The sequence below is a fragment of the Burkholderia sp. BCC1047 genome, assembly GCF_902833155.1.
Lineage (GTDB): Bacteria > Pseudomonadota > Gammaproteobacteria > Burkholderiales > Burkholderiaceae > Burkholderia > Burkholderia sola.
Map to the genome: position 1 here is coordinate 39,586 of NZ_CADFEH010000040.1, position 25,328 is coordinate 64,913.

Annotated in this window: 24 protein-coding genes and 2 pseudogenes; 12 read left to right on the forward strand and 14 right to left on the reverse strand. The window is 69.9% G+C overall.

Annotated elements, in window-relative coordinates:
• Positions 1-7: 7 nt before the first annotated feature.
• Positions 8-856: a class I SAM-dependent methyltransferase gene (locus tag HWX55_RS30550; RefSeq protein WP_175978413.1), complete on the reverse strand. Its 849-nt coding sequence runs from the start codon at positions 854-856 to the stop codon at positions 8-10.
• A gap of 163 nt (positions 857-1,019) precedes the next feature.
• Here HWX55_RS30550 and HWX55_RS30555 point away from each other — a divergent pair, with 163 nt between their 5' ends.
• From HWX55_RS30555 to HWX55_RS30565, 3 genes are all read left to right on the forward strand, one after another.
• Entirely contained in the window at positions 1,020-2,483 is a 1,464-nt protein-coding gene (locus HWX55_RS30555) for a metallophosphoesterase (protein WP_175978414.1), read from the forward strand.
• On the forward strand, positions 2,480-3,874 hold the full coding sequence (locus HWX55_RS30560) for a cytochrome c peroxidase (protein WP_175978415.1): 1,395 nt from the start codon (positions 2,480-2,482) through the stop codon (positions 3,872-3,874). Before HWX55_RS30555 ends, HWX55_RS30560 begins: the two co-directional genes overlap by 4 nt.
• A 96-nt stretch (positions 3,875-3,970) precedes the next feature.
• The gene (locus tag HWX55_RS30565; protein WP_175978416.1) at positions 3,971-4,249 is read left to right on the forward strand and encodes a hypothetical protein; all 279 of its coding nucleotides are present in this window, start codon (positions 3,971-3,973) and stop codon (positions 4,247-4,249) included.
• Between the two features lie 84 nt (positions 4,250-4,333).
• On the opposite strand, the pseudogene HWX55_RS30570 reads toward HWX55_RS30565, so the two are convergent.
• The 9 genes and pseudogenes from HWX55_RS30570 to HWX55_RS30605 all read right to left on the reverse strand — a co-directional run.
• Positions 4,334-4,678, reverse strand: a pseudogene (locus HWX55_RS30570) (PLP-dependent aminotransferase family protein); the annotation flags it as partial.
• 21 nt (positions 4,679-4,699) lie between these two features.
• Positions 4,700-5,122 (reverse strand): DUF6691 family protein, encoded by a 423-nt coding sequence (locus HWX55_RS30575; protein WP_175978417.1) that lies wholly within the window; start codon positions 5,120-5,122, stop codon positions 4,700-4,702.
• Position 5,123: 1 nt separating this feature from the next.
• Entirely contained in the window at positions 5,124-5,558 is a 435-nt protein-coding gene (locus HWX55_RS30580) for a YeeE/YedE family protein (RefSeq protein ID WP_175978418.1), read from the reverse strand.
• On the reverse strand, positions 5,548-5,898 hold the full coding sequence (locus HWX55_RS30585; protein ID WP_175978419.1) for a metalloregulator ArsR/SmtB family transcription factor: 351 nt from the start codon (positions 5,896-5,898) through the stop codon (positions 5,548-5,550). The genes HWX55_RS30580 and HWX55_RS30585 overlap by 11 nt, the downstream gene beginning before the upstream one ends.
• Before the next feature lie 100 nt (positions 5,899-5,998).
• Positions 5,999-6,133, reverse strand: coding sequence for a hypothetical protein (locus tag HWX55_RS36380; RefSeq protein WP_279612706.1), 135 nt, complete (start codon positions 6,131-6,133; stop codon positions 5,999-6,001).
• Positions 6,134-6,215: 82 nt separating this feature from the next.
• The gene (locus HWX55_RS30590) at positions 6,216-7,484 is read right to left on the reverse strand and encodes an FAD/NAD(P)-binding oxidoreductase (RefSeq protein ID WP_175978420.1); all 1,269 of its coding nucleotides are present in this window, start codon (positions 7,482-7,484) and stop codon (positions 6,216-6,218) included.
• Positions 7,481-7,714, reverse strand: coding sequence for a 2Fe-2S iron-sulfur cluster-binding protein (locus HWX55_RS30595; RefSeq protein ID WP_175978421.1), 234 nt, complete (start codon positions 7,712-7,714; stop codon positions 7,481-7,483). The genes HWX55_RS30590 and HWX55_RS30595 overlap by 4 nt, the downstream gene beginning before the upstream one ends.
• A 202-nt stretch (positions 7,715-7,916) precedes the next feature.
• Positions 7,917-9,044 (reverse strand): FAD-dependent oxidoreductase, encoded by a 1,128-nt coding sequence (locus HWX55_RS30600; protein ID WP_175978422.1) that lies wholly within the window; start codon positions 9,042-9,044, stop codon positions 7,917-7,919.
• A complete protein-coding gene (locus HWX55_RS30605; RefSeq protein ID WP_050011078.1) occupies positions 9,041-9,973 on the reverse strand; it encodes a 4-hydroxyproline epimerase in 933 nt (310 codons plus the stop codon). The genes HWX55_RS30600 and HWX55_RS30605 overlap by 4 nt, the downstream gene beginning before the upstream one ends.
• 251 nt (positions 9,974-10,224) lie before the next feature.
• On the opposite strand from HWX55_RS30605, the gene HWX55_RS30610 reads away from it, so the two are divergent.
• The 5 genes from HWX55_RS30610 (at position 10,225) to ilvD (ending at position 17,889) form a co-directional block, all read left to right on the forward strand.
• Positions 10,225-11,145 carry a dihydrodipicolinate synthase family protein gene (locus HWX55_RS30610; RefSeq protein ID WP_034205027.1) on the forward strand — a complete coding sequence of 307 codons (921 nt, stop codon included), beginning with the start codon at positions 10,225-10,227 and terminating at the stop codon, positions 11,143-11,145.
• A 236-nt stretch (positions 11,146-11,381) separates the two neighbouring features.
• Entirely contained in the window at positions 11,382-13,013 is a 1,632-nt protein-coding gene (locus HWX55_RS30615; protein WP_175978423.1) for an APC family permease, read from the forward strand.
• A 71-nt stretch (positions 13,014-13,084) separates the two neighbouring features.
• Entirely contained in the window at positions 13,085-14,677 is a 1,593-nt protein-coding gene (locus HWX55_RS30620; protein ID WP_175978424.1) for an aldehyde dehydrogenase (NADP(+)), read from the forward strand.
• Positions 14,670-15,692 carry an Ldh family oxidoreductase gene (locus HWX55_RS30625; RefSeq protein WP_175978425.1) on the forward strand — a complete coding sequence of 341 codons (1,023 nt, stop codon included), beginning with the start codon at positions 14,670-14,672 and terminating at the stop codon, positions 15,690-15,692. Before HWX55_RS30620 ends, HWX55_RS30625 begins: the two co-directional genes overlap by 8 nt.
• 337 nt (positions 15,693-16,029) lie before the next feature.
• Entirely contained in the window at positions 16,030-17,889 is a 1,860-nt protein-coding gene (gene ilvD / locus HWX55_RS30630) for a dihydroxy-acid dehydratase (RefSeq protein WP_175978426.1), read from the forward strand.
• A gap of 120 nt (positions 17,890-18,009) precedes the next feature.
• On the opposite strand, the gene HWX55_RS30635 is transcribed toward ilvD, so the two are convergent.
• Together HWX55_RS30635 and HWX55_RS30640 are read right to left on the reverse strand one after the other, a co-directional pair.
• Positions 18,010-18,909: an SH3 domain-containing protein gene (locus HWX55_RS30635; RefSeq protein WP_175978427.1), complete on the reverse strand. Its 900-nt coding sequence runs from the start codon at positions 18,907-18,909 to the stop codon at positions 18,010-18,012.
• Positions 18,910-18,937: 28 nt separating this feature from the next.
• A complete protein-coding gene (locus HWX55_RS30640) occupies positions 18,938-19,360 on the reverse strand; it encodes a hypothetical protein (RefSeq protein ID WP_175978428.1) in 423 nt (140 codons plus the stop codon).
• 297 nt (positions 19,361-19,657) lie between these two features.
• Here HWX55_RS30640 and HWX55_RS30645 point away from each other — a divergent pair, with 297 nt between their 5' ends.
• Both HWX55_RS30645 and HWX55_RS30650 read left to right on the forward strand, forming a co-directional pair.
• Positions 19,658-21,184, forward strand: a complete 1,527-nt coding sequence (locus HWX55_RS30645) for a sigma-70 family RNA polymerase sigma factor (protein WP_175978429.1) — start codon at positions 19,658-19,660, stop codon at positions 21,182-21,184.
• Positions 21,185-21,366: 182 nt separating this feature from the next.
• Complete coding sequence (locus HWX55_RS30650; protein WP_175978430.1) at positions 21,367-22,248, forward strand: helix-hairpin-helix domain-containing protein; 882 nt, start codon at positions 21,367-21,369, stop codon at positions 22,246-22,248.
• 156 nt (positions 22,249-22,404) lie between these two features.
• On the opposite strand, the gene HWX55_RS30655 is transcribed toward HWX55_RS30650, so the two are convergent.
• Complete coding sequence (locus tag HWX55_RS30655; RefSeq protein WP_050010773.1) at positions 22,405-22,830, reverse strand: helix-turn-helix domain-containing protein; 426 nt, start codon at positions 22,828-22,830, stop codon at positions 22,405-22,407.
• A 140-nt stretch (positions 22,831-22,970) separates the two neighbouring features.
• Here HWX55_RS30655 and HWX55_RS30660 point away from each other — a divergent pair, with 140 nt between their 5' ends.
• Both HWX55_RS30660 and HWX55_RS30665 read left to right on the forward strand, forming a co-directional pair.
• Positions 22,971-23,468 carry a DUF2938 domain-containing protein gene (locus HWX55_RS30660; protein ID WP_175978431.1) on the forward strand — a complete coding sequence of 166 codons (498 nt, stop codon included), beginning with the start codon at positions 22,971-22,973 and terminating at the stop codon, positions 23,466-23,468.
• 108 nt (positions 23,469-23,576) lie between these two features.
• Positions 23,577-23,681 (forward strand): annotated as a pseudogene (locus HWX55_RS30665) (multidrug transporter); the annotation flags it as partial.
• A gap of 24 nt (positions 23,682-23,705) precedes the next feature.
• Here HWX55_RS30665 and HWX55_RS30670 read toward each other — a convergent pair.
• Positions 23,706-25,220, reverse strand: a complete 1,515-nt coding sequence (locus HWX55_RS30670) for an acetyl-CoA hydrolase/transferase family protein (RefSeq protein WP_175978432.1) — start codon at positions 25,218-25,220, stop codon at positions 23,706-23,708.
• Between the last annotated feature and the right edge of the window lie 108 nt (positions 25,221-25,328).

Genomic DNA, 25,328 nt, shown 5'->3' on the forward strand with positions numbered 1-25,328 from the left:
CTATATGTCATGCGGACGGCGCGCGCGCCGTCACCAGCCAGCACGCCGCATCGAAGCGCACCTCGGCGCCGTGCACGTACCGCTCGAACGCCGCGCGCATCGTGTCGATCAAGCGCCGCCGCGTCGCCTCGTCCGTCTCCAGCAACGCAAGGCCCACCGGGCCCAGCCGCGCGAGGTAGTCGTCCAGTTCGGACGTCGGTAGCATGCACGCCCGGTCGACCGGCTCGATCGCAACGTCGGCCCAGCCGCTGTCCGACAGCACCGACGCGATCCGCTGCCGGTCGCCGAACGCGAACTGTCCGGGCACGCCCGACTGCCGCGCGGGCAGGCTCGGCAGCAACGGCGCGGCTGCCCGCTCGGCCGTCGTCATGAACGGGTTGTCGGCCGCGCCGCGCCACGCGACGAACCGCATCGGCGCGCCCGGCCGCGCCGCCTGCCGCAGGTTCGCGAACGCGCGTACCGGGTCGTCGAAGAACATCACGCCGAGGCGCGACACGATCAGGTCGACGCTCGCCGGCTCGAACACGTGCGTCTGCCCGTCTGCGCACACGAACCGGGCGCGCAGGCCGGTGCGTTCGGCACGCGCCCGGGCGGCGTCGATCATTCGAGCCGAAATGTCGATGCCCGTGCACTGCGCGTTCGCGCCGAGCCGCCGCGCGATCGCGAGCGTGACCGCACCCGTGCCGCAGCCGACGTCGAGCACGCTGCTGGCAGACGACGCTGCCGCGCCATCCGCCAACAGCGTTTCGAACGGCTCGAACATCCGGTCCAGCAGCGCCTGCGCATCGACCCATGCGCGCCCCGACGGACCGTTCCATAGCGCGGATTGCGCTTCATTGGGCCGGTTGGCTTCCATCGTCGATCCCCTTCCGTTTCATTGATCACGAACCGGACTGTGCTGCTTCAAGCCGGCTTGAAGTCAAGGACTGCCGGTATGCGCCCCGTCACGCCCCGTTTTCACATTTCTTACATTCGCGCTGCGTATCGTTGACGACTTTCCTACGGTGCCTGCCCCTCCCATGCGACGATTCCTCACGCGCGGCCTGCTCGTGCGCTGCGCTCCCCTTGCTGCCCTCGCCGCGCTGTCCGCGTGCTCGAATCACATCGATACGCCGGACGATCCGGCCAGCGCGTCGGCCAACGTCCGGGCCGCCTGGGTCGAGATCGGCGATGCGAACCAGGCGATCGCGCGCGTGATCACCAACTACACGCCCGCGTCGGCCGGCGATCCGTTGTGCCCGCAACTGACCGTCGACGGCAAGGTCTCGCGCATGGCGCTGCGCGTGGGCGCCGCGACCGTCGCCCAGCGGCCGACCGCCAGCGACCCCGCCGATTCGAAACCGTCGAGCTTCCCGGTGTCCGTCTGCGAAACCACGCTGCCGGCCGGCGCGCAGGCGGCGAGCGTCGCGGGCCGCACGCTGCCGCTGCCCAAAGCGCAGCCGCAGCGCATCGCGATCATCGCCGACACCGGCTGCCGAATGAAGAAGGCCGACAACGCATGGCAGGCATGCAACGATGCCGCGGTTTGGCCGCTCGACACGATCGCGGCCAGCGTCGCGAAGCTGTCGCCCGATCTCGTGCTGCACGTCGGCGACTACCACTATCGCGAGAACGCGTGCCCGCCCGATATCGCCGGCTGCAAGGACAGCCCGTGGGGCTACGGCTGGGATACGTGGCAGGCCGACCTATTCCGCCCGGCCGCGCCCTTGCTCGCGAAGGCGCCATGGGTCGTCGTGCGCGGCAATCACGAGGAATGCGCACGTGCGGGCCAGGGCTGGTTCCGCTTCCTCGACCCGCGCCCGTATTCGGCCGCACGCTCGTGCGACGATCCGGCCAACGACAACAACGCGAACTATTCGGAACCCTATGCGGTGTCGCTCGGCAGTGGCTCGCAGGTGATCGTGTTCGACACCGCGAAGGTCGGCCGCACGCCGCTGAAGACCACCGACGCGCAGTTCGGCATCTACCAGAAGCAGTTCCAGACGGTCGCGGCGCTCGCGTCGAAGGCCGGCATCACGACGACGATCTTCACGAACCATCATCCGATCCTCGCGTTCGCGCCGATCGCCGGCAGTACGCCCGCGCCGGGCAACCTCGCGCTGCAGTCGGTGATGTCGAGCCTCAACGCACAGGCGTACTACCCGCCGGGCGTGCACGTCGCGCTGCACGGCCACGTGCACGATTTCCAGGCGATCAACTTCTCGTCCGGGCACCCGGCGACGATCGTGTCCGGCAACGGCGGCGACAACCTCGACGTCGCGCTGCCCGACCCGTTCCCGGCCGGCCTGACGCCCGCGCCGGGCGCGGTGATCGAACGGCTGTCGCACAACAACAGCTTCGGCTTCCTGATCATGGAGCGCAACGCCGCGCCGGCGACGGGCTGGACGTTCCATGCGTATTCGGCGGCCGGCAAGCGGCTGGCGTCGTGCAATCAGTCGGGCCGGACGCTCGCCTGCGACAAGACGGGGTTCATCGCGCCGTGACGGAAGAAGTTCGATGCGACGGCCGCGGCAAGCGTGGCCGGCAGACGCTGCACACGCTTGCCGCCACCGTGCTCGCCGGCCTGACGCTCGCGGTTCACGCCGCGCCGGCCGAAACGGTGCTGCTCCCCGGCGCGCCGCCGTCGCGCGTCGTCGACACGATCGGCAACGGCACGCCGCAGGTGACGGGCAAGATCGATGCGGCCACCGCGCGCTTCGCGCCGGACCCGACGCTCGTCGCGCTCGGCCGCCGGATCTTCTTCGACCCGCGGCTGTCCGAGCCGCGCGGCATGTCGTGCGCGGGCTGCCACGATCCGGGCCGCGCGTTCGCGCCGACACTGTCGGCCGCATCGCTCGTGGGGCCCGGCGTGCCGGAAGGCAGCCGGCCCGGACGCTTCAGCCAGCGCAATGCGCCGTCGCTGCTGTATGTGCGCTACGTGCCGCGCCGCCACTTCTACCAGGACGACGATGCGCCCGCGCCGTCGCCGTTCGGCGGCCTGTTCAGCGACGGTCGCGCGGATACGCTCGCCGAACAGATCCGCGGACCGCTGTTCGATCCGAACGAGATGAACAACCGGTCGCCGGCCGCGCTGCTGCGCAAGGTCGATGCGACCGAACTCGCGCCCGATCTCGCCGCGCGCTTCGGCGCGCCGGTGCGGCGCGATCCCGAGCAACTGGTGCGCGCGCTGGGCGCGGCCGTCGAAGCCTATCTGCAGAGCGACGAGATGGCGCCGTTCACGTCGCGCTTCGACGCATTCCTGCGCACGCGCAAGCCGCTCGCGCCGGCCGAGATGCGCGGCCTCGCGCTGTTCCGGAATCCGGACAAGGGCAATTGCATGACCTGCCATACGCTGTCGGACACGTCGAGCCGTCCGGAACGCTCGCTGTTCACCGATTTCGGCTACGACGCGATCGCCGTGCCGCGCAACCGCGCGCTGCCGGCCAACCGCGATCCGCGCCATTTCGACAATGGGCTGTGCGACACCGCGCGCCGGCTGCGCTGGCCCGAGCCGACGCAATGGTGCGGCTACCTGCGCACGCCGGGGCTGCGCAACGTCGCGCTCAAGCAGACGTTCATGCACAACGGCGTGTTCACGACGCTGCGCGACGCGGTCGCGTTCTACAACACGCGTTCGACCGATCCCGGCTTCTGGTATCACGGCGCCCAGACGTTCGACGACGTGCCGGCCGCCTATCGCGGCAACATCAACGTGAATTCGACGCCGATGAACCGCCGGCCCGGCACGCCGCCCGCGCTGACCGACGCGGAAATCGACGACATCGTCGCGTTCCTCGGCACGCTGACCGACGCGCGCTATACCGGCCGGGCCGCGCCTGCCGCCTCTGCGCTTCCCGCCGCCCGGGTCGCGCGCACCGCCGCGCCGGTGCGCTGACCCTGGCCGAACGGCCAGCCGACGCGCCCGCGCTTGCGGTTCACTCAAACACTGGTTATATTTCCAGTACTGTATTTATGAACAGTGAGGTGCGCGATGGAACATCTGGTCCGTATCGTCAACGAAACCGATCGTCAAGTGCTGGCGTGGCTGCGTGCCCAGGTCGGCGATGCCCGCGTCGAGCGCGCGGCGCGTCAGCTCGGGCATACGCGCAAGCCCTTTCCGTCCGCCGTGTGCCGGTATCTGGGCATGAGCGCGCCGGCCACGCTGCGCCCGGCCCCCGCCCGGCCGCGCGCGGCACGCGATTTCTCGGTCGGCGATCGTTATCTGTCGCTGATCCGCCAGCACCTCGCCACGCATTCGGTCGGCCGATGAAGTGGCGGCGGCTTGCCGCTTCGGTACCGCGTCCGGCCGGAGCACTCGCGTATTCGGAAATCCGGCCCGCTGCCGCCGTCGCGCTTACGCGGCCGCCATGGCTTCCCGTACGAGGCAGCCGAGTGTGTCGAACGCCGCCTCGTGCGCCGCATCGAATACGCGCGTACAGGCAAGCCGGATATAGCCGTCGAAACGGTCCGAATTGGAGAAGATCGAACCGGGCGCGATCTTGACGCCATGCGCCAGCGCGGCGTCGAACAGCGCATCGGAGCGCACGCCTGCCGGCAACGCGATCCACAGCAACATCCCGCCCGGCGGCTGATTCATCCGCGTGCCGGCCGGGAAATGCCGCGCAATCGCGTCGATCGTCACGTCGCGCTGCACGCGCAACTATTCGCGAAACCGGTGCAGGTGTCGATCGAATGCGCCCCCAGCACGCGCGCCCCTGCATCACCGCCCGGTTCGCCGACGCTCGATCCACTCGAACAACGCCATCCCGGCCAGCATCGCGACGACGAACCCGATCCCCTTGGCCGACCCGAAGCCGATCGACACGATCGCGGGCCCCGGGCAGAACCCGGCAATTCCCCAGCCGATGCCGAATACCGCACTTCCTGCAACGAGGCGCACGGTAATCGCCCGCGATGCCGGCAACTGCATCGGCAGGCCGAGCCACGACCGTGTCCGGCGCTTCGCCCACGCAAACGCGAACACGGCGACGCCGATCGCGCCCGCCATCACGAACGCGAGCGACGGATCCCAGCGGCCCGCCAAGTCGAGAAAACCGAGCACCTTCTGCGGATTGGCCATGCCCGACACGATGAGGCCGACGCCGAACAGCAGCCCCGCCAGAAACGCGAATCCTGCCTGCATGTCAGCCTCCCGGCACGTGCAGCCGCACGAAGACGATCGCGAAGCCCGCGACCATGAAGGTTGCCGTGGCGACCACCGAACGCAACGCCCCGCGCGATATCCCGCATACGCCGTGACCGCTCGTGCAGCCGCCCGCGTACCGCGTGCCGATTCCCACCAGCAGCCCGGCCGCCAGCAATTCTGGCCAATTGGCGTCGACCTGCGGCGTCAGATCGCTCGCGACGAAACGCATCGCGATGGGCGCTGCGATCAACCCGGCGACGAACGCGGCGCGCCAGCCGCGCTCCGCGCCGCCCGCCGTCGGCAAGCCGCCCACGATCCCGCTGATACCGGCAATCCGGCCGTTGAACGCGACGAGCCACGCTGCCGCGAGCCCGATCAGCACGCCGCCGGCCAGCGACAGCCAGGGCGTGAAATGAAGCGCATCAACCTGCATCGCGCGCCTCCTTCGCGGTCGCCCCGCAAAACTGTTCGTACAGCACGCCCATCACCGCGATCACGGCCGGACTGTCGAGCGAATAGCGGATGGACTTGCCTTCGCGGCGCGTACGGACCAGCGCGTTGTCCCGCAACACGCCGAGCTGCTGCGACAGCGTCGGTTGACGGATGTCGAGTCGCGCCTCGAGATCGCTCACGCTGCGCTCGCCCTGCGACAGTTCGCACAGCAGCAGCAGCCGGTCGGGATTCGACATCACCTTGAGGAGCGCGCACGCCGATTCGGCGGCGGCGCGCATCTGATCGAGGCCGGGCAACCCGGCGGGAAGATCGTCGTTCATCGGGGCGGGATACGATTAAAGAACTAATATTATATAATTTTATATATTGTTGTATCCCGCTGACTTGCCGGATCGGCAATCCGGCCGCCCCTTCCTTCTGTCAGGCCCGCTTGCCCGCCAACCTATCGCCGGCTGCCGCGCGTACCGCACCGGCGTGAACCACGCCGAGCGCCAGCATCGCGACCGCCGCGATCACGCATCGTGCGGTAACAACGGCGAACGCGGTCGACAGCATCGCGTCGCCGATCCGAAGTGGAGGAAGAGTAAAAGACGCGGCCCGGCCTGAACCGGGCCGCTTCACCGCGACGCTGCACGCGTCACGCGCGGTCGCAGGATTCCGTGCCGTCGAGCATCAGCGTGCCGACCCGCGCGGGCACGAGCGGCATGCGCGGCGCCGGCGGCGTCCAGCCGAACAACGCCTGCGCGGCCGCGCCGCACACGCGGCCCTGGCACGCGCCCATCCCGCAACGCGACTGCAGCTTGGCGGCCGTCCAGCCCGGTTCCTGTGCGACCGCATCGAACCGCACGTCTTCGCAACGACACAGCAGCGTGTCGGGCCGGGCAAGCCGGCGAATCGGTTCGCGGATCGCGAAGCGCTCGCGTACGGCGTCCGCGAACGCCTGCCAGTGCGCGCGGCGTGCAACCAGCGCGGCCAGTCGTTCGGTCTGCCCGGTCGCCGCATAGCCGGCAATCTCGCCTTCGACCATCGCCAGCTCGCTGCCGCCGACGCCCGTGCACTCGCCCGCCGCGAAATACCCTTCGCGGCTCGTGCGCTGGTGCGCATCGACCGCCACCGCGCCGTTGTCGATCCGGCAGCCGAGATGACGCGGCAGCACGGTGTTCGGCACGAGGCCGAAGCCGCACGCGAGCCGGTCGCAGTCGACGTCGAATTCGCGATCGCCGTGACGGATCCGCACGCGTTCGAGCCGCTTATCGCCGAATGCCTCGACGACGTGCGCAGCGGGCCGATACGCGGTCGTAACGAGCTTCGCGGCCTGCGCGAGCTTCGACGGCCAGCGCCACAGCCCCGCGCCGAAGCCGGCCACGTCGCCCCATGCAGCCTGTTCGAGCACGTGCGACACGCGCGCGCCGGCCTGCCGGGCCGTCGTCGCGCTGGCCAACAACAGGGGCCCGCTGCCCGCGATCACGGTGCGCTGCCCGCGCACGTCGAGCCCGTATTTGATCAGCGCCTGCAAACCGCCCGCGCCGGTCACGCCCGGCAGGGTCCAGCCCGGAAACGGCAGCAGCAGCTCGCGGGCGCCGCAGCAGAGAATCAGCGTCCGGAAATCGAGCAGCAGCCCGCGTTCGTCGTCTTCGAGCAGCAGCGTGCCGGGCTGCGTTTCGGCGACGATTCGGGTCGCCGCGAGGTGCGTGACGTTCGGCTGTCGCAGCACCGCGAGCCGTTCGGCGGCGGCCGGCGTCGGTACAGCCGCTGCCGGCTGCCGCCAGATCTGCCCGCCCGCACGCGGGTTGTCGTCGACGATCGCAACGGTCGCGCCGCTTCGCGCGGCGGCCCGCGCGGCCGACAGCCCGGCCGGACCCGCGCCGACGATCGCGACGTCGACGCTCAGTCGTTCCTGTTTCATCGCGTGCGCTCCACCTGCATGCCGTCGCGGCACAGCGTCTGGCACGCGAGCCGGCGGCGGCCGTCGATCGTCATCCGGCATTCCTGGCAGATGCCCATCCCGCAAAACGGCGCGCGCGCCGTGCCCGTGCACGACACGCGCGTCGTGTCGTCGCCGCTCGCCGCGACGACGGCCGCGACGGTCGCGCCGTCGGCCACCGTCAGCGCGCGGCCGTCCAGATGAATGATCATGTCAGCCTCCGCCGCCGGGCCGCGCCAAGGGCGTAGCAGGGAATTCGCAGAACATCGCTCTGCGCCTGCGTAGCCGGCCGGCTTTGCAAAGCCGGCCGTGGGCGGCTGACCGCCCCCTCGGGGGGAGCGTTGCATGGGACCGGAGTACGTGCTGAAGCGCCAACTCCGGTCGACAGCGAACAAAGTGAGCGTAGGGGTCGTTTCATGTCAGCGCTCCGGTGACGAGGGACGCGCTCAGGAAGCGTCCCGGCAAATACGGTTCGATATCGATGGGCGGCCGCTCGCCGGCCATCAGCGCGGCGACGAGCCGCGCGCTGCCCGGCGCGGTCGTCACGCCGAGGCCTTCATGCCCGACCGCGAGCCACACGCCCGGCCGCGCCGGGTGCTCGCCGAGCAGCGGCAGGCCGTCGGGGCTCGCGGAGCGGAAGCCGGTCCATGCGCGGATGCCGTTCAGGTCGGCCAGATCCGGCAGATAGCCGACCGCGCGGCGCAGCATCCGCGCGAGCACCGGCGGCTCCACCTGCGCGTCCTCGGTGTCGAACTGGCGCGACGAGCCGATCAGCAACTGGCCGGTCGGCCGCGGCTGCACGTTGAACGCGACGGACGTGCCGTCGCTTGCGTGCGCGCTCGCCGCATAGCCGAGCTCGACGAGCTGGTGCGACACGTGGCCCGGATAACGGTCGGTAATCAGCAGATGGCCCTTTTTCGGGCGCAGCGGCAGTTCGGGCAGCAGCGTACGCGCCGCGACGCCATTCGCGACGACCACACGCTCCGCGCGCAGCACGTCACCGCTCGCGAGCGTCACGCTCGGGCCGTCGATCGCGACGGCCCGCTCGCGGCGCAACGTGATGCGCGGCGCGCGCTGCAGCAGCCAGTTCGCGGTGACGGGCGCATAGAGGATCGCGTCGCCCGGAATCTTCAGCGCGCCGCCGAGGTCCGCGCGCAGCATCGGCTCCAGTCGCGCGAGCGCCGCCGCGTCGATCAGCTCGCCGGCCACGCCGTGGGCAGCGAGCGTCGCCTGCTTCGCGCGCGCCAGATCCATTTCGTGCGCATCGGCCGCGAGCCACAGCGTGCCGCAGTTGCGGTATGCGCAGCCGTCGGGCATCTCGCCGCTCAACGCGCGCCACAGTCCGATCGAGTAATGGCTCAGCGCAAGTTCGGCCGCGTTGTCGTCCATCGCGACGAGGTGCCCCATGCCCGCGCCGGTCGCGCCGCCGCTCGCGTCGTCGACGACTAGCACGCGCAGCCCGCGCTGCGCGAGTTCGTGCGCGCACGCCGCGCCGACGATGCCGGCGCCGATCACGACGACGTCGGTCTTCGTTTCGCTCACGACCCGATGCCCCAGCCGAACGGATCGTCTTCGTCGATCAGCAGCGTCGCTTCCGCGCTCAGGTGCGCGCTGCCGCGAATCGTCGGCACGATGCCGCCGTCGGCCAGCTCGTAGCTCGCGTGGAACACACTGCCGATCACGCTCGCCTGCCGCCACACGACGCCGGGCGCGAGCTTGCCGTCGGCCGCGAGGCACGCGAGCTTCGCGCTCGTGCCGGTGCCGCACGGCGAACGGTCGTAGGCCAGGCCCGGGCACAGCACGAAGCTGCGGCTGTCGTGCGCGGGATCGTCGGCGAACAGCTCGATGTGATCGATCTCGCCGCCGTTCGCGCCGGTGATGCCCGCGCGTTCGAGCCCTTCGCGCACGGCCGACGCATACGCGGTGAGCGCCGCGACGTTGTCGCCGGCGACGCGCTGCCCGTGGTCGCTGATCAGGAAGAACCAGTTGCCGCCCCACGCGACGTCGCCCTTCACGGGGCCGTATCCCGGCACGTCGAGCGCGACGCCCTGCGCATGGCGATACGCGGGCACGTTGCGCACGCTGACCGACAGGTCGTCGTGCAGCGTCGCCTCGACGGTGCCGACCGGCGTCTCGATCCGGTGCACGCCGGGTGCGATGCGTCCCATGTGATGCAGCGTGCGCACGACGCCGATCGTGCCGTGCCCGCACATCCCGAGATAGCCGCTATTGTTGAAGAAAATCACGCCGGCCGCCGCGTCCGCCGACACCGGGTCGCACAACAGCGCGCCGACCAGCACGTCGCTGCCGCGCGGCTCGAGGATGCACGCGGTGCGATAACGGTCGTGCTCGCGCGCGAGCACGTCGCGGCGCTCGGCCATCGTGCCGTTGCCGAGCGACGGAAAGCCGGACACGACGAGCCGAGTGGGTTCGCCGCCCGTGTGCGAATCGATGATCTGGATGCGCTTCATCATGAGCTGTCCGAAGTGGGGAAAGGAGCATAGCTTCCTCCGTCGCGCGTCCGTCCGCTTGTGGCTTTTCGATGAGGACGACGACGAAATCGGCATAGTGCGACGCGCCCTTCGCGCCCCTGCCGGCCGCTGTGCCGATTTCGTCATTTTGCTCCGCGATACGACTCAAGCGTGATGGGCGTTTGCGCGGCGATACTGGTTGCCACACCGACACACCCGTCGGCCGACCGATACGAACGTAGGAGATTTCAGTGAGCCGCAAAGCCATTCAGTGGACCGGGGTTTTCCCGGCCGTCAGCACCCAGTTCAAGCCGGACTTTTCCCTCGACATCGACGCCACGCACCGCGTGGTCAAGAACCTGGTGAACGACGGCGTGTCGGGCCTCGTGGTCTGCGGCACGGTCGGCGAAAACACGTCGCTGTCGACGAGCGAGAAACTCCAGGTGATCGAAGCCGCACGCGACGCGGCCGGCGGCAAGATTCCGGTGATCGCCGGCATCGCCGAATTCACGACCGAATTCGCGCGCAACACGGTGCGCGAAGCGCAGCGCGTCGGCGTCGACGGCGTGATGGTGATGCCCGCGCTCGTCTACTCGGCGAAGCCGCACGAAACCGCCGCGCACTTTCGCGCGGTCGCGACGAGCACCGACCTGCCGGTGATGGTCTACAACAACCCGCCGATCTACAAGAACGACGTGACGCCCGACGTGCTGATCGCGCTGCAGGATTGCGAGAACATCGTCTGCTTCAAGGATTCGTCGGGCGATACGCGCCGCTTCATCGACCTGCGCAATGCGGTCGGCGATCGCTTCGTGCTGTTCGCGGGCCTCGACGACGTCGTGGTCGAGAGCATCGCGGTCGGCGCCGAAGGCTGGGTATCGGGCATGTCGAACGCATTCCCGAAGGAAGGCGAGACGCTGTTCCGCCTCGCGAAGCAGAAACGCTTCGACGAAGCGCTCGCGCTGTATCGCTGGTTCATGCCGCTGCTGCACCTCGACGCACGCCCGGACCTCGTGCAGTGCATCAAGCTGTGCGAAGAACTCGTCGGCCGCGGTAGCGCGGTCACGCGTCCGCCGCGCCTCGCGCTGCAAGGCGATACGCTCGCGGAAGTAAAGGCCATCGTCGCGAAGGCGCTCGACACGCGCCCGGCGCTGCCCGACGTCGGTCTCTGATCGACGCCTCTGCGGCGGCGGTGCGCGGGCATTTCGCCTGCGCGCCGCCGTCTCCGGTCCGGCATGGCCTGCGGGCCCGTTCGCCCCCGGCGCCAGCCCGCGCCGCGCGTGAATGTCCCGCAGCCCGCCCCGGTCGCTCGAACCGGGCGTTGCCGGCCGACAGGCAGGCGCCGCTGCTCCGTCGGAGCGCGGCGCACCTCGAGCCTGTGCCGATATTCCCCCCAGGAGACACGCCCATGCCAGGCCAAGGCAATGCACACCCGTCTGTCCCGCTTTCCCGTTCCGCGCACCCCGGCGCGGGTCACGGCAAGTTCAAGAAACAGCTGTCGCTGACCGATCTCACGTTCATCGGTCTCGGCGCCATTTTCGGTTCGGGGTGGCTGTTCGCCGCGAGTCACGTGTCGACGATCGCGGGCCCGGCCGGCATCTTTTCGTGGCTGCTCGGCGGCTTCGCCGTGCTGCTGCTCGGCATCGTCTACTGCGAACTCGGCGCCGCGCTGCCGCGCGCGGGCGGCGTGGTGCGCTACCCGGTGTTCTCGCACGGCCCGCTGCTCGGCTACCTGATGGGCTTCATCACGCTGATCGCGTTCTCGAGCCTGATCGCAATCGAAGTCGTCGCCGCGCGCCAGTACGCGGCCGCGTGGTTTCCAGGCCTGACGGTCGAAGGATCGAGCGACCCGACCACGCTCGGCTGGCTCGTGCAGGCCGCCCTGCTCTGCTTCTTCTTTTACCTGAACTATTCGAGCGTGAAGACGTTCGCGAAGGCGAACAACATCATCAGCATCTTCAAGTTCATCGTGCCGCTCGCAGTGATCGGCGTGCTGTTCACGTTCTTCAAGCCTGCGAACCTGACCGTGCACGGCTTCGCGCCGTTCGGCATGCCGGGCATCGAGATGGCCGTGTCCGCGGGCGGCATCATCTTCGCGTATCTGGGGCTCACGCCGATCGTGTCGGTCGCGAGCGAGGTGCGCAATCCGCAGCGCACGATCCCGATCGCGCTGATCCTGTCGATCCTGCTGTCGACGCTGATCTACGTGCTGCTGCAGCTCGCGTTCATCGGCAGCATTCCCACCGACATGCTCGCCGCCGGCTGGCACGACGTGAGCAAGGCGTTCTCGCTGCCGTACCGCGACATCGCGCTCGCGCTCGCGCTCGGCGTCGGCTGGCTCGCGGTGATGGTCGTCGCCGACGCGATGATCTCGCCGAGCGGCTGCGGCAACATCTACATGAACGCGACGCCGCGCGTGGTCTACGGCTGGGCGAAAACGGGCACGTTCTTCAAGGTGTTCACGCGCGTCGACGAAGCGTCGGGCATCCCGCGCGCGGGCCTGTGGCTCACGTTCGGCCTCGCGATCTTCTGGACGCTGCCGTTCCCGTCGTGGGAAGCGCTGATCAACATCGTGTCGGCCGCGCTGGTGTTGAGCTATGCGGTCGCGCCCGTGTCGGTCGCCGCGCTGCGCCGCACCGCGCCCGACCTGCCGCGGCCGTTCCGCGCCAGCGCGTTCGGCCTCACCGGCCCCGCGTCGTTCGTGATCGCCGCGCTGATCGTCTACTGGTCGGGCTGGAGCACGGTGTCCTGGCTGCTCGGGCTGCAAATCGCGATGTTCGTCGTCTATCTCGCGTGCCGCCGCTGGGTGCCGACCGCGCACCTGAGCCTCGCCGAGCAGGTGCGTTCGTCCGCGTGGCTGATCGCGTTCTATGCGGCGATGATCGTGCTGTCGTATCTCGGCGGCTTCGGCGGCACGGGCCGGCTCGCGCATCCGTACGACACGGTCGTCGTCGCGGCCGTCGCGCTCGTCATCTACTACTGGGGCGCGAACACCGGCGTGCGCGCCGACAAGCTGCGACTCGACGACGACGAGGACTGACGCGCCCGCACCCTTTCCCCTTCCATCGGCCGGGCGCCCCACGCCCGGCCCTGCTTTTTTCGAGGAAAAACATGCAACTCACAGGTCAGCTCCTGATCGGCCAGTCGGCCGTCGCCGGACAGAACGGCACCCTCCATGCGCTCGCCGCCACAACCGGCGAACCGCTCGAACCGGCGTTCGGCGGCGCGAGCCTGCACGACCTCGAAACGGCGTGCGCGCTCGCCGACGACGCGTTCGATACCTATCGCGAAACGTCGCTCGAAGCGCGCGCCGCGTTCCTCGACGCGGTCGGCCGCCACATCATCGCGCTCGGCGACGAGCTGATCGAGCGCTGCGTCGTCGAAACGGGGCTGCCGCGTGCACGCATCGAAGGCGAACGCGGCCGCACGGTCGGCCAGCTCGCGCTGTTCGCGTCGCTCGTGCGGGACGGCGGCTTTCTCGACGCGCGGATCGACCCGGCACGCCCCGAGCGCAAGCCGCTGCCGCGCGTCGACCTGCGGCTGCGCAACGTCGCGCTCGGGCCCGTCGCCGTGTTCGGCGCGTCGAACTTCCCGCTCGCGTTCTCGGTGGCCGGCGGCGACACGGCGTCGGCGCTGGCGGCTGGCTGCCCGGTGATCGTCAAGGCGCATTCCGCTCATCCGGGCACGTCGGAGCTCGTCGGCCGCGCGATCCAGCAGGCCGCGCGCGAATGCGAGATGCCGGCCGGCGTGTTCTCGCTGCTGTTCGACGCATCGCGCGAGATCGGCCAGGCGCTCGTCGCCGATCCACGCATCAAGGCCGTCGGTTTCACCGGCTCGCGTCGCGGCGGCGTGGCGCTGATGCATATCGCGGCCGCACGCCCCGAACCGATTCCGGTCTATGCGGAAATGAGCTCGATCAATCCTGTGCTGCTGTGCCCCGCCGCGCTCGATGCGCGTCACGACGCCATCGCATCGCAGTTCGTCGCGTCGCTCACGCTCGGCGCCGGCCAGTTCTGCACGAATCCGGGCCTCGTGCTCGCGGTCGACGGCCCCGCGCTGCGCGCGTTCGAAGCCGCGGCGGCCGATGCCGTGCGCGCCGTGGCCGCGCAGACGATGCTGACACCGGCCATCCACGCGAGCTATGCGCAAGGCGTCGCGGCGCTGCGCGATCACTCGGCCGTCGAACGGCTGGCCGAAGGCGTCGACGGCGGTCGCCATCAGGCTCGCGCGGCGCTGTTCGCGACCTCCGCCGACGCGTTCATCGCGCACCCCGAACTGCGCGACGAAGTGTTCGGCCCCGCGTCGCTGATCGTGCGCTGCGCGGACGCCGACACGCTGCATCGCGTGCTGAAATCGCTCGAAGGCCAGTTGACGATCGCCGCGCATCTCGCCGACGGCGACGCGGCACTGTTCGCCGCGCTGCGCCCGACGCTCGAACGCAAGGCCGGCCGCATTCTCGTCAACGGCTTCGGCACGGGCGTCGAAGTCGGCCACGCGATGGTGCACGGCGGCCCGTTCCCGGCGACGTCCGACACGCGTACGACGTCGGTCGGTGCGCGCGCGATCGAGCGCTTCCTGCGCCCCGTGTCGTACCAGGACGTGCCGGACGCGCTGCTGCCGGACGCGCTCCGCAGCAGCAATCCGCTGCACGTACCGCAACGCATCGACGGCGTGCCGGCTCCGCGCGAGGTGAGCCATGTCTGAGCGCACCGCCGAAGTCGTGCTGTCGCTCGACGAAGTCCGCGCGCTCGCGCTGCGCGTGCTGACGCACCACGGGATGTCCGACGCGCATGCGCGCGCCATCGCCAACGTGATCACGCAGGGCCAGCGCGACGAATGCCATTCGCACGGCGTGTACCGGCTGCTCGTCTGCGTGCGCTCGCTGAAGAAAGGCAAGGTCGATCCGCAGGCCGTGCCGACGTTGCGCCGGCTGTCGTCGTCGATCGTCGCGGTCGACGCGCATCGCGGCTTCTCGCTGCTGAGCTTCGAAACCGGGCTGCCCGTGCTGGTCGAGATGGCGAAGCAGCACGGCATCGCCGCGATGGCGATCAACCACTGCTATCACTTCTCCGCGCTGTGGCCCGAGGTCGAGGCGATCGCGGCCGAAGGGCTGGTCGGCATCGCGATGAACCCGAGCCATAGCTGGGTCGCGCCGGAAGGCGGCCGCGAGCCCGTGTTCGGCACCAACCCGATCGCGTTCGCGTGGCCGCGCCCGGGCGGCGAGCCGTTCGTGTTCGATTTCGCGACGAGCGCGATCGCGCGCGGCGACATCGAGCTGCACGCAAAACAGGGCAAGGCGATTCCGCCGCACTGGGCGATCGACGCGGACGGCCAGCCGACCACCGATCCGAAGGCCGCGCTGCAAGGTGCGATGCGCACGTTCGGCGGCCACAAGGGGTCGGCGCTCGCGGCGATGGTCGAGCTGCTCGGCGGCGCGCTGATCGGCGACATGACGAGCCGGGAATCGATGGACTTCGACGAAGGCGTCGGCGCGACGCCGTGCCACGGCGAACTCGTGATCGCGTTCGATCCGAAGGTGTTTCTCGGCGACGATCTCGACGCGGGGCTCGCGCGCGGCGAGCGGATGTTCGAATCGATCGTCGCGCAGGGCGCGCGGCTGCCGTCGCAACGGCGCTTCGACGCCCGCGCGCGCAGCATCGCGAATGGGGTGCGGATTCCGAAGGCGCTGTACGACGAGATCCTGACGTTGCTCGATTGATGCGCGATTGCGGACGGCATGGCACGGCTTCATCGTCGGCAAGACGGGCGATGAAGCCGCTGCCGGGCTCCGCTGGCGATGGCCGGCTTCCGACTTCGCGCGTTCCCGCCAATCCGTCTTCGCGCCTTCGCGCCGCGCTTCGTTTGCCTACGCGCTGCCCGCCGCGCCCCACCCGCGCCGGCTGGCCTTGCCCGCCGGCGCCGCCCGCCCGGCGGCTGTGGGATAATCGCGGAGTTTGCCCAGGGCGCAGCTCAAGAGGTTGTTCGCACGGGCGCGAGAGAGGCCATTATTCCCCGAGCCTCCACCCTTTTCCCGCGATATTTCTTCAGCCATCACCATGCCCACTTACCGTTCCAAAACCTCCACCGCCGGCCGCAACATGGCAGGTGCGCGCTCGCTGTGGCGCGCCACCGGCATGAAAGACGACGATTTCTCGAAACCGATCGTCGCGGTCGTCAACTCGTTCACGCAATTCGTGCCCGGGCACGTGCATCTGAAGGATCTCGGCCAACTCGTCGCGCGCGAGATCGAAGCCGCGGGCGGCGTCGCGAAGGAATTCAACACGATCGCGGTCGACGACGGCATCGCGATGGGCCACGACGGCATGCTCTATTCGCTGCCGAGCCGCGACATCATCGCCGACTCGGTCGAATACATGGTGAACGCGCACTGCGCGGACGCGATGGTGTGCATCTCGAACTGCGACAAGATCACGCCGGGGATGCTGATGGCCGCGATGCGCCTGAACATTCCGGTGATCTTCGTGTCGGGCGGCCCGATGGAAGCCGGCAAGACGCGCCTCGCGAACCCGGTCACCAAGGCCATCGAACTGAAGAAGCTCGACCTCGTCGACGCGATGGTGATCGCGGCCGACCAGTCGTATTCGGATGCGGACGTCGCCGAAGTCGAACGCTCGGCGTGCCCGACCTGCGGTTCGTGCTCGGGCATGTTCACCGCGAACTCGATGAACTGCCTGACCGAAGCGCTCGGCCTGTCGCTGCCCGGCAACGGCACGGTGGTCGCCACGCACGCCGACCGCGAACAACTGTTCAAGCGCGCCGGCCGCCGCATCGTCGAACTGACGCGCCAGCACTACGAGCAGGACGACGAACGCGTGCTGCCGCGCTCGGTCGGCTTCAAGGCATTCGAGAACGCGATGACGCTCGACATCGCGATGGGCGGCTCGACCAACACGATCCTGCACCTGCTCGCGATCGCGCGTGAAGCCGGCATCGACTTCACGATGAAGGACATCGACCGCCTGTCGCGCATCGTGCCGCAGCTGTGCAAGGTCGCGCCGAACACGAACAAGTACCACATCGAGGACGTGCACCGCGCGGGCGGCATCATGGCGATCCTCGGTGAGCTCGACCGTGCCGGCAAGCTGCACACCGACGTGCCGACCGTGCACGCGCCGACGCTGAAGGATGCGCTCGACCAGTGGGACATCGTCCGCACGCAGGACGAAGCGGTCCGCACGTTCTACCAGGCCGGCCCGGCCGGGATTCCGACGCAAGTCGCGTTCAGCCAGAACACGCGCTGGCCGAGCCTCGACCTCGACCGCGCCGAAGGCTGCATCCGCTCGTACGAGCATGCGTTCTCGAAGGAAGGCGGCCTCGCGGTGCTGACGGGCAACATCGCGCTCGACGGCTGCGTGGTGAAGACGGCCGGCGTCGACGAAAGCATCCTCGTGTTCGAAGGCTCGGCGCACGTGACCGAATCGCAGGACGAAGCGGTCGAGAACATCCTGAACGACAAGGTCAAGGCCGGCGACGTGGTGATCGTGCGCTACGAAGGCCCGAAGGGCGGCCCGGGCATGCAGGAAATGCTCTACCCGACCAGCTACATCAAGTCGAAGGGGCTCGGCAAGGCGTGCGCGCTGCTGACGGACGGCCGTTTCTCGGGCGGTACGTCGGGTCTGTCGATCGGCCACTGCTCGCCGGAAGCGGCAGCGGGCGGCGCGATCGGCCTCGTGCGCGACGGCGACCGGATCCGCATCGACATTCCGAACCGCACGATCGACGTGCTGGTGTCGGACGAGGAACTGGCGCGCCGCCGCGAGGAGCAGAACGCGAAGGGCTGGAAGCCCGCGCAGCCGCGTCCGCGCAAGGTGTCCGCGGCGCTGAAGGCATACGCGAAGCTCGTCATGTCGGCCGACAAGGGCGCGGTGCGCGATCCGTCGTTGCTCGACGACTGACGCAGCGGGCTGCGGGCGACCGGTAGCGCGTGACCTCGCCCCCGCTTGCCTGATCCCGAAGCCGCTCTCCGGAGCGGCTTTTTTTCGTCCGGTGCCGGAGCACCCGCGGCACCGGCGCGGTCAGTGCCGGCGTTCGTCGGGGCCGCCGCCACCGCCGCCGCGGTTACCGCCACCGTTTCCGCCGCCCTGCGGCTGCGCATAACCGCCGCCGCCCTGCCGCACCGGCGGCGGCATCGTGCGGGCCTCGCCGCCCGGCGCGGGCGGCGGCCGCAGCACGGCCGGCGGCGGGCCGGCCGGACGTGCGTTGCCCATCCCGCCCGGCATCGGCGTTGGCGCTGGCGCCGGGCTCGCCGGACGCGCATTACCCATCCCGCCCGGCATTGGCGTCGGCGCTGGCGCCGGGCTCGCCGGACGCGCATTACCCGCCCCACCCGGCATCGGCGTCGGCGCGGCCGGCGGCGGCATACGGTTCGCACCGTTCCAGCCGCCGCGCGTCGCCGACGGCCGCGTGTCATGCACGGGCGGCGGGCCGCCCGGCGCGACCTGCATCGGCGCGCCCGGTTGCGGACGCCCTTGCGCCGGCGGCATGCCGCCGGGGCCGAGCCTCGGCTCCGGACGGCGCGCCCAGCGGTCGCGGTCCGGATACCACGGGCGGTGCCGGTAATAACGGTCCCAATACGCGCCGATCGCGAATCCGGTCACCGGCACGCCGATGATCGCGCCGTACTCGAGCAACGGCACGTAGCTGCCTTGATACGGATAGTCGAGCAACTGCGCATCGATCCAGCCGCGCACGCCCGGCAGCGCGACGTCGCACCACGTGTAGTCGCTCAGGCAGCCGAATACGCCCAGCGCGGTGCCGGGCGGAATCTGCGCGACCACCGGGTAATCGGGCGCCGGCCCCGCATACAGCTCGGCCGGCGAATTCGTATAAGCGCTGCTCTGCGCATCGGCGACGCCCGGTGCGGCCGCGAGGCCGGCCAAGACGATGCACAGACTTCGGACAATCGTGTTCCTCATGATGCTCTCCCGCGCCGCCGCGCGCCGGTCAGTGCCGATGGCCGCCACCCCAGTGGCCGCCACCCCAATGCCCGCCGCCCCACGGACGATGCCAGTACCCGCCGCGCCCGCCCCAGTATCCGCCGCCCCAGCGGCCCCAGAAGCCGATCGTCACGGGCGGCCCGTACCAGCCGGAGTAGTACGCCGGGTAGTAATACGGATACGGCGGCGGCACGTAGGCCGGGGCGACATACACGGGCACCGCCGTGCCGGCGTCGACCTGCGCCTGCGGCACGGTCGACGCGGCCGGACCGGACGCAGCCGGTGCGGCCGGGATCTCGCGTTGCGTCACCGTGGCGGGCACCGGCGCGTAATAAGGTGCATAACCGTACGGGCTCGTGTAGTAGCAGCCACCCAGCGTCAATGCGGCCAGCGCGACGACGGCGGGCCTCGCGGCGGAAATCGGGTTCATCTCGTACTCCGGCAGAATCCGCGCGCCGCCGCCGGGCGCGCGCCTGACTCTAGCTTACGTCCCCCGCAGATTTCCGCGCGTATGATCGGTTACTTTTTGTTTCCTGCGCCGGACGGCCACGCGGGCACGCCGCGTGCTGGCCCGTCCGCGGCGCCGGCGTTGAAGTTGGCGCGAATGCCCTCAACTTGGACGATGTCGGGCTGACCGGCGCGGACGGGCGTCCGCGGTCCACCGGCAACCGCAAACCGGCGAGCTTCGGCCCGCCCTGACAGGAACGCGGCTCGCGCCGCCATCGACATGACTACGCCACGCCCCACTCCCCGGGCGGACACACCGCTCGATCCGATCATCCAGCTGCTGGCCCTTGCCGGCGAGCAGGGTTATCTGACGCACGCCGACCTCGTCGACGCGCTGCCGCCCGAAAGCGACAGCCCCGACGCGCTCGAGGTCGTGCGCGCCGCGCTGGCCGACATCGGCATCGCGGTACTCGACGAGCCCGCCGTGCCTGCACCGTTCGCCGGCGCGGCGCCGGTCGAGGTCGATCGCGACGCGCTCGACGAAGGCCGGGCCATGCTCGGCGACCTCGCGCGCGGCACGAGCGCGTCGACCGATCCGCTCGCGCTGTACATGCGGCGCATGCACGCGGTGCCGCTGCTCACGCGCGAAGGCGAAATCGTGCTCGCCCGCGAGATCGAGACGGGCCGCCATCAGATACTGCATGCGATTGCCGGCTATCCGCCCGCGGTCGACGCGCTGCTCGAGCGCCATCGCGCGACGGGTGCAACCGGATCGCCCGATGAAGAGGATCGCGAAACGTCCGCGCCTGCCCGCTACGACGCGCTGCACGCAGCGGCGTCGGCATTGCGCGACGCGTTGCATACGCATGGCAGCCGTTCGGCCGAATACCGCGACGCGCGCAACCACGTGGCGACCCTGCTCGGTTCGCTCGCGTGGGTCGCACCGGCCGTCGACGACGCAAGTCGTGCCGTGCGCGCACTCGCCACCGCCCGCGATGACCCGTCGGCGGCCGACGCCGCATGCTTCGACGCGGTCGCACGGCGCGCACTCGCAGCCGCATTGAGCGACGGTCAGCAAAAGGTCCGCGACGCGACGCGTGCGATGCTCGAGGCGAACCTGCGGCTCGTGCTGTCGATCGCGCGCAAGTACCTGAACCGCGGCGTCGACCTGTCCGACCTCGTGCAGGACGGTTGCCTCGGCCTGATGCGCGCGATCGAGAAATTCGAATACCGGCGCGGGTTCAAGTTCTCGACCTATGCGACCTGGTGGATCCGCCAGGCGATCGCGCGCGCGGTCGCGGATCGTTCGCGCACGATTCGCGTGCCAGTGCACGTCGGCGACCAGTACCAGCGCGTGCAGCGGCATGCGCTGCGCTTTCGGCAGCGCACCGGCCGGCGGGCCACGCCGGCCGAACTCGCGGCCGAAACCGGCCTCGACGAAGGCAAGCTGCGCGCGGTGCTCGCGTTGCCTGCGGAGCCGGTTTCGCTCGACACGCCGCTGCCCGACGCGGACACCGGCCTCGTGGAGCTGATCGAGGATCAGGCATCGGCCAGCCCGTTCGAGCAACTGGCCGACACGCGCATGCGCGACTGCGTACGGGCGCTGCTGCGTTCGGTCACGCCGGCCGAGGCCGACGTGCTGCGCCGGCGGTTCGGCCTCGGCGGCGCCGAGCCCGACACCTACGACGCGATCGCGCAGGATGCGGGGATGTCGCGGGAGCGCGTGCGGCAGATCGAGAAACGGGCGCTCGCCGCGCTGCGTACGGCCGCCGAGGCCGAGAACGCGCAGTCGTTTCTCGACGCGTAACCGCATCGCGCGCGGCGCACGGTCATGCCGCACTCCGGCACGACCGTGCGCCGCGCGCCTGTGTTACGTTTGCCATTGACGCGCATCAAGTTTTCTTCATCGCGCGTCGCGACAATGGTTGACAGCCGACCGGCGCATCGCTCGCCGCGTCCATTCCGTTTGTGCTTTCCGGGTCTCTTGCCATGCAGTCGACCGTCAGCCAGACGTACGAGGAAAACCGGACTGTCGCGGCCTGCCTGCGCGAGGCCGCGCAGTGGCTCGTCGACCAGGGCGCGAACCCATATCGGGTCGCCGCGTACCGTGCGGCGGCCGATACGGTCGACGCGCTCGACCGCGACATCCGTACCGTGTTCGAAACCGGCGGCGTCGAGGCGCTCGGCGCGCTGCCCGACATCGGCGCGGGCGTCGCGCAGGCGATCGCCGAGCTGCTGGTGACGGGGCGCTGGCGCCAGCTCGACCGCCTGCGCGGCGACGCGGAACGCGCGTCGGCCTTCGAAGCGGTGCCGGGCATCGGCCACGCGCTCGCGCTGCGCATTCACGATGCGCTGCATATCGACACGCTGGAGGAACTCGAACGCGCGGCCCGCAACGGCCAGCTCGAAACGATCGCGGGCGTCGGCCCGCGACGCGCGGTCGGCATCCGCGCGGCGCTCGACGACGTGCTGAGCCGCCGCCGGCGCTGGCAAGGCCATATGCGACACGCCGGCCCCGGCACGGAGCCGCCCGTCGAACTGCTGCTTTACATCGATCGCCAGTACCGCAACAAGGCGGCCGCCGGCGTGCTGCCGACGCTCGCGCACCGGCGCCTGAACGCGGACGGTTACGTGCCGCCGCCCGTGATGCACATGACCAAGGGCGGCTGGCATTTCACGGTGCTGAGCCAGCATGCGGCCATGCGCACGCCGGAAGCCGGGCGCCCGACCGACTGGGTGTCGCTCTACTTCTACGACGCCGTGCAGTGCGAGCACCAGCGCACCGTGTTCACCGGAACGTACGGCGCGCTCGCCGGCAAGCGGGTCGTGCGCGGGCGCGAGATGGAATGCCGCGTGTATTACGCAGGGTGATGCAGGCGTCGGCGGTTTCGCTGACGTCGAAGGCGGCACAGGCCGCGTCGCCTTTTCGCGATTCGACGGGTCGAACCCGTTACGTCGCCACGTAGCCTCTCCTGCCGCACCGCTCCGAACCGCTACCGCACCGCCCGCTTCGCGCAGGCTCGCCGCCTACGCACCTTCCGCCTTCGCGCGGCGCGCCGGATGACGATGCGCGGCAATGCGCAACAGCTTCTGGAACGACGGGCATTCGAGGTGGTTCACGGCCGGGCACACGGCCGCATGCCGCAGCGCGTCGCGCACCGCGCCGAGACGGCGGATCGTGCGATCGAGCTCGTCGGCCTTGCCGTCGAGCTTCGCGCGGTCGATCGCGGGCCGGCCCTCCGCGCCGACCATCGCGAGGATGTCGTCGAGCGAGAACCCGGCCTCCCGCCCGAGCGCGATCAGCGCCAGGCGCTCCAGCACCGACTCGTCGTATTGCCGCCGCAGCCCGTGCCGGCCGATCGGAACGATCAGCCCCTTTTCTTCGTAGTAGCGCAGCGTCGACGCGGGCAATCCCGTGCGCCGCGCGACGTCCGCAATGTCCAGTCGGCTCATGCTTGACCTCAAGTGAACTTGAAGTTGCAAGATAGTCGCCCGACTCCACGAAGACAAGCCCCGACCGTCATGAAACCGTTGAAACCGCGTCGTATTCCGCTGTACGGCATCGCCATCACCGCCCGCTGTGGAGGGGCGCGATGAGCACGCCCGATGCCCTCCTCAAACTGCTGTTGATCGGCGCGGGCGCCACGCTCGTGATGGATCTGTGGACGCTGTTCCGGCGGCGGGCGTTCGGCATTCCGTCGCTCGACTACGCGCTGGTCGGCCGTTGGCTCGGCCACATGACGCATGGCCGGTTCCGGCATGCGTCGATCGTCGCCGCCGCGCCCGTGCCCGGCGAACGCGTGCTCGGATGGGTCGCGCATTACGCGATCGGCATCGCGTTCGCGGCACTGCCCGTGCTGATCGCCGGCCCCGCGTGGATCGACGCGCCGACGCCGCTTCCCGCCCTCGTCGCCGGGCTCGCGAGCGTGGCCGCGCCGTTTTTCGTGATGCAGCCGGCGTTCGGTTTCGGCATCGCGGCGTCGCGCACGCCGCAGCCGGGCGTCGCGCGCCGGCGCAGCCTCGTCACGCATTTGTCGTACGGCGTGGGGCTCTACGTTGCGGCGTACACGCTCGCGGCGCTGGCCGGTTGACCCGCGCGCCGGCGTACCGTCAGCCGCACCAGCGTATCGCGCTCGTCGGGCGTGAAGCCGCGCAGCCCGTCATCGGCGGCGGTATCGCCCACCTCCAGCATCTGCGGAAAGATCTCGCGCGTCGCGACGCTGCTGATGATCCCGCTGTTGCGGCTGATCCGCCCGCCGCAGAAAGCGGCGAGCGTCGACGTCGCGCATGCGGCGATGGATTGACGGGCCCGCCTGCGCCCGGCCCCGTCAGGCCTTCATCGACCCGGTGCGCACGTAGCGCTCGTGCCACGACAGCGCCTCGGCGAGCAGATGCGGCGTGTGCTTGCCGAAGCTCTCGCGCGACGCGCGCTCGAAGTAGTCCTCGAGCATCGGCCGGTAGTCCGGGTGCGCGCAGGTCGCGATGATCTTGCGCGCGCGCTGCTTCGGCGACAGGCCGCGCAGGTCGGCCAGCCCCTGTTCGGTGACGACGACCGCGACGTCGTGCTCGGTATGGTCGACGTGGCTCGCCATCGGCACGATCCGCGAGATCGCGCCGCCCTTCGCGGTACTCGCCGACATGAAGCACGACAGGTAGCCGTTGCGCGCGAAGTCGCCCGAGCCGCCGATGCCGTTCTGGATCTTCGTGCCCATCACGTGCGTCGAATTCACGTTGCCGTAGATGTCGGCCTCGATCATCCCGTTCATCGCGATGCAGCCGAGCCGGCGCACGAGTTCCGGATGGTTGCTGATCTCCTGCGGGCGCAGCACGATCTTCTCGCGGAAGGTCGCGATTTCGTCGGCGAAACGCTGCACGGCGGCGGGGCTCAGCGACAGCGCGGTGGCCGACGCGAAGCTCAGCGTGCCGTCGTCGAGCAGGTCGAGCATGCCGTCCTGGATCACCTCGGTGTAGGCGGTCAGGTTCGAGAAGCCGGCCGAGCTGAGTTCCGCCAGCACCGCGTTCGTGATGTTGCCGACGCCCGACTGCAGCGGCAGCAGGTTTTCCGGCAGGCGGCCGCGCTTCACTTCGTGACGCAGGAAGTCGATCAGCTGCAGCGCGATCTGCTTGGACGTCGCATCCGGCGCGGAGAATGCATTGCTGCGATCGGGCGCGTCGGTCTCGACGATCGCGACGATCTTGTCGGTCGGGCAGCGCAGATACGGCTCGCCGATCCGGTCGTCGCTCTTCGTCAGCGGAATCGGCTTGCGGTGCGGCGGCAGCGCGGTGCCGTAATAGATGTCGTGCATCCCGTCGAGGCCGAGCGGCTGCCGCGCATTCACTTCGAGGATCACGTGCTTCGCGCGCTCGAGCCAGGTCTTGTTGTTGCCGATCGACGCGGACGGAATCAGCAGCCCGTCCTCGCGGATACCCGCGACTTCGACGATCGCGACGTCGAGATCGCCATACAGCCCGAACCATGCGTATTGCGCGACGTGGCTCAGGTGGACGTCCTGGTAATCGACTTCGCCGCCGTTGATCTTGTCGCGCAGCGTCGGGTCGGACTGGTACGGCAGCCGCATCGAGATGCCGTTCGTGCGGGCGAGCGCGCCGTCGAGTTCCGGTGCGGTCGATGCGCCCGTCAGCACGTTGATCCGGAAGTCCTCGCCGCGCGCGTGCGCCGCGTCGATGTGGGCGGCCAGCGCGGCCGGCACGGCCTTCGGATAGCCCGACCCGGTGAAGCCGCTCATGGCGACGGTCATGCCGGGGCGGATCAGCGCGGCGGCTTCGTCGGCGGTGCGGACGAGCGAACGCAGGGCGGGAGCGAGGATGCGTGAAGAAGACATGGCTGGTTATCTGACGCTTTGGTCTGTCGTTGACGTCGCGGGGGGTGTCTCCTGAGCGACGCGAAGCCCTTGGGGCCGCGAGGGGCGGCCCGGCACCACGGGCACGGT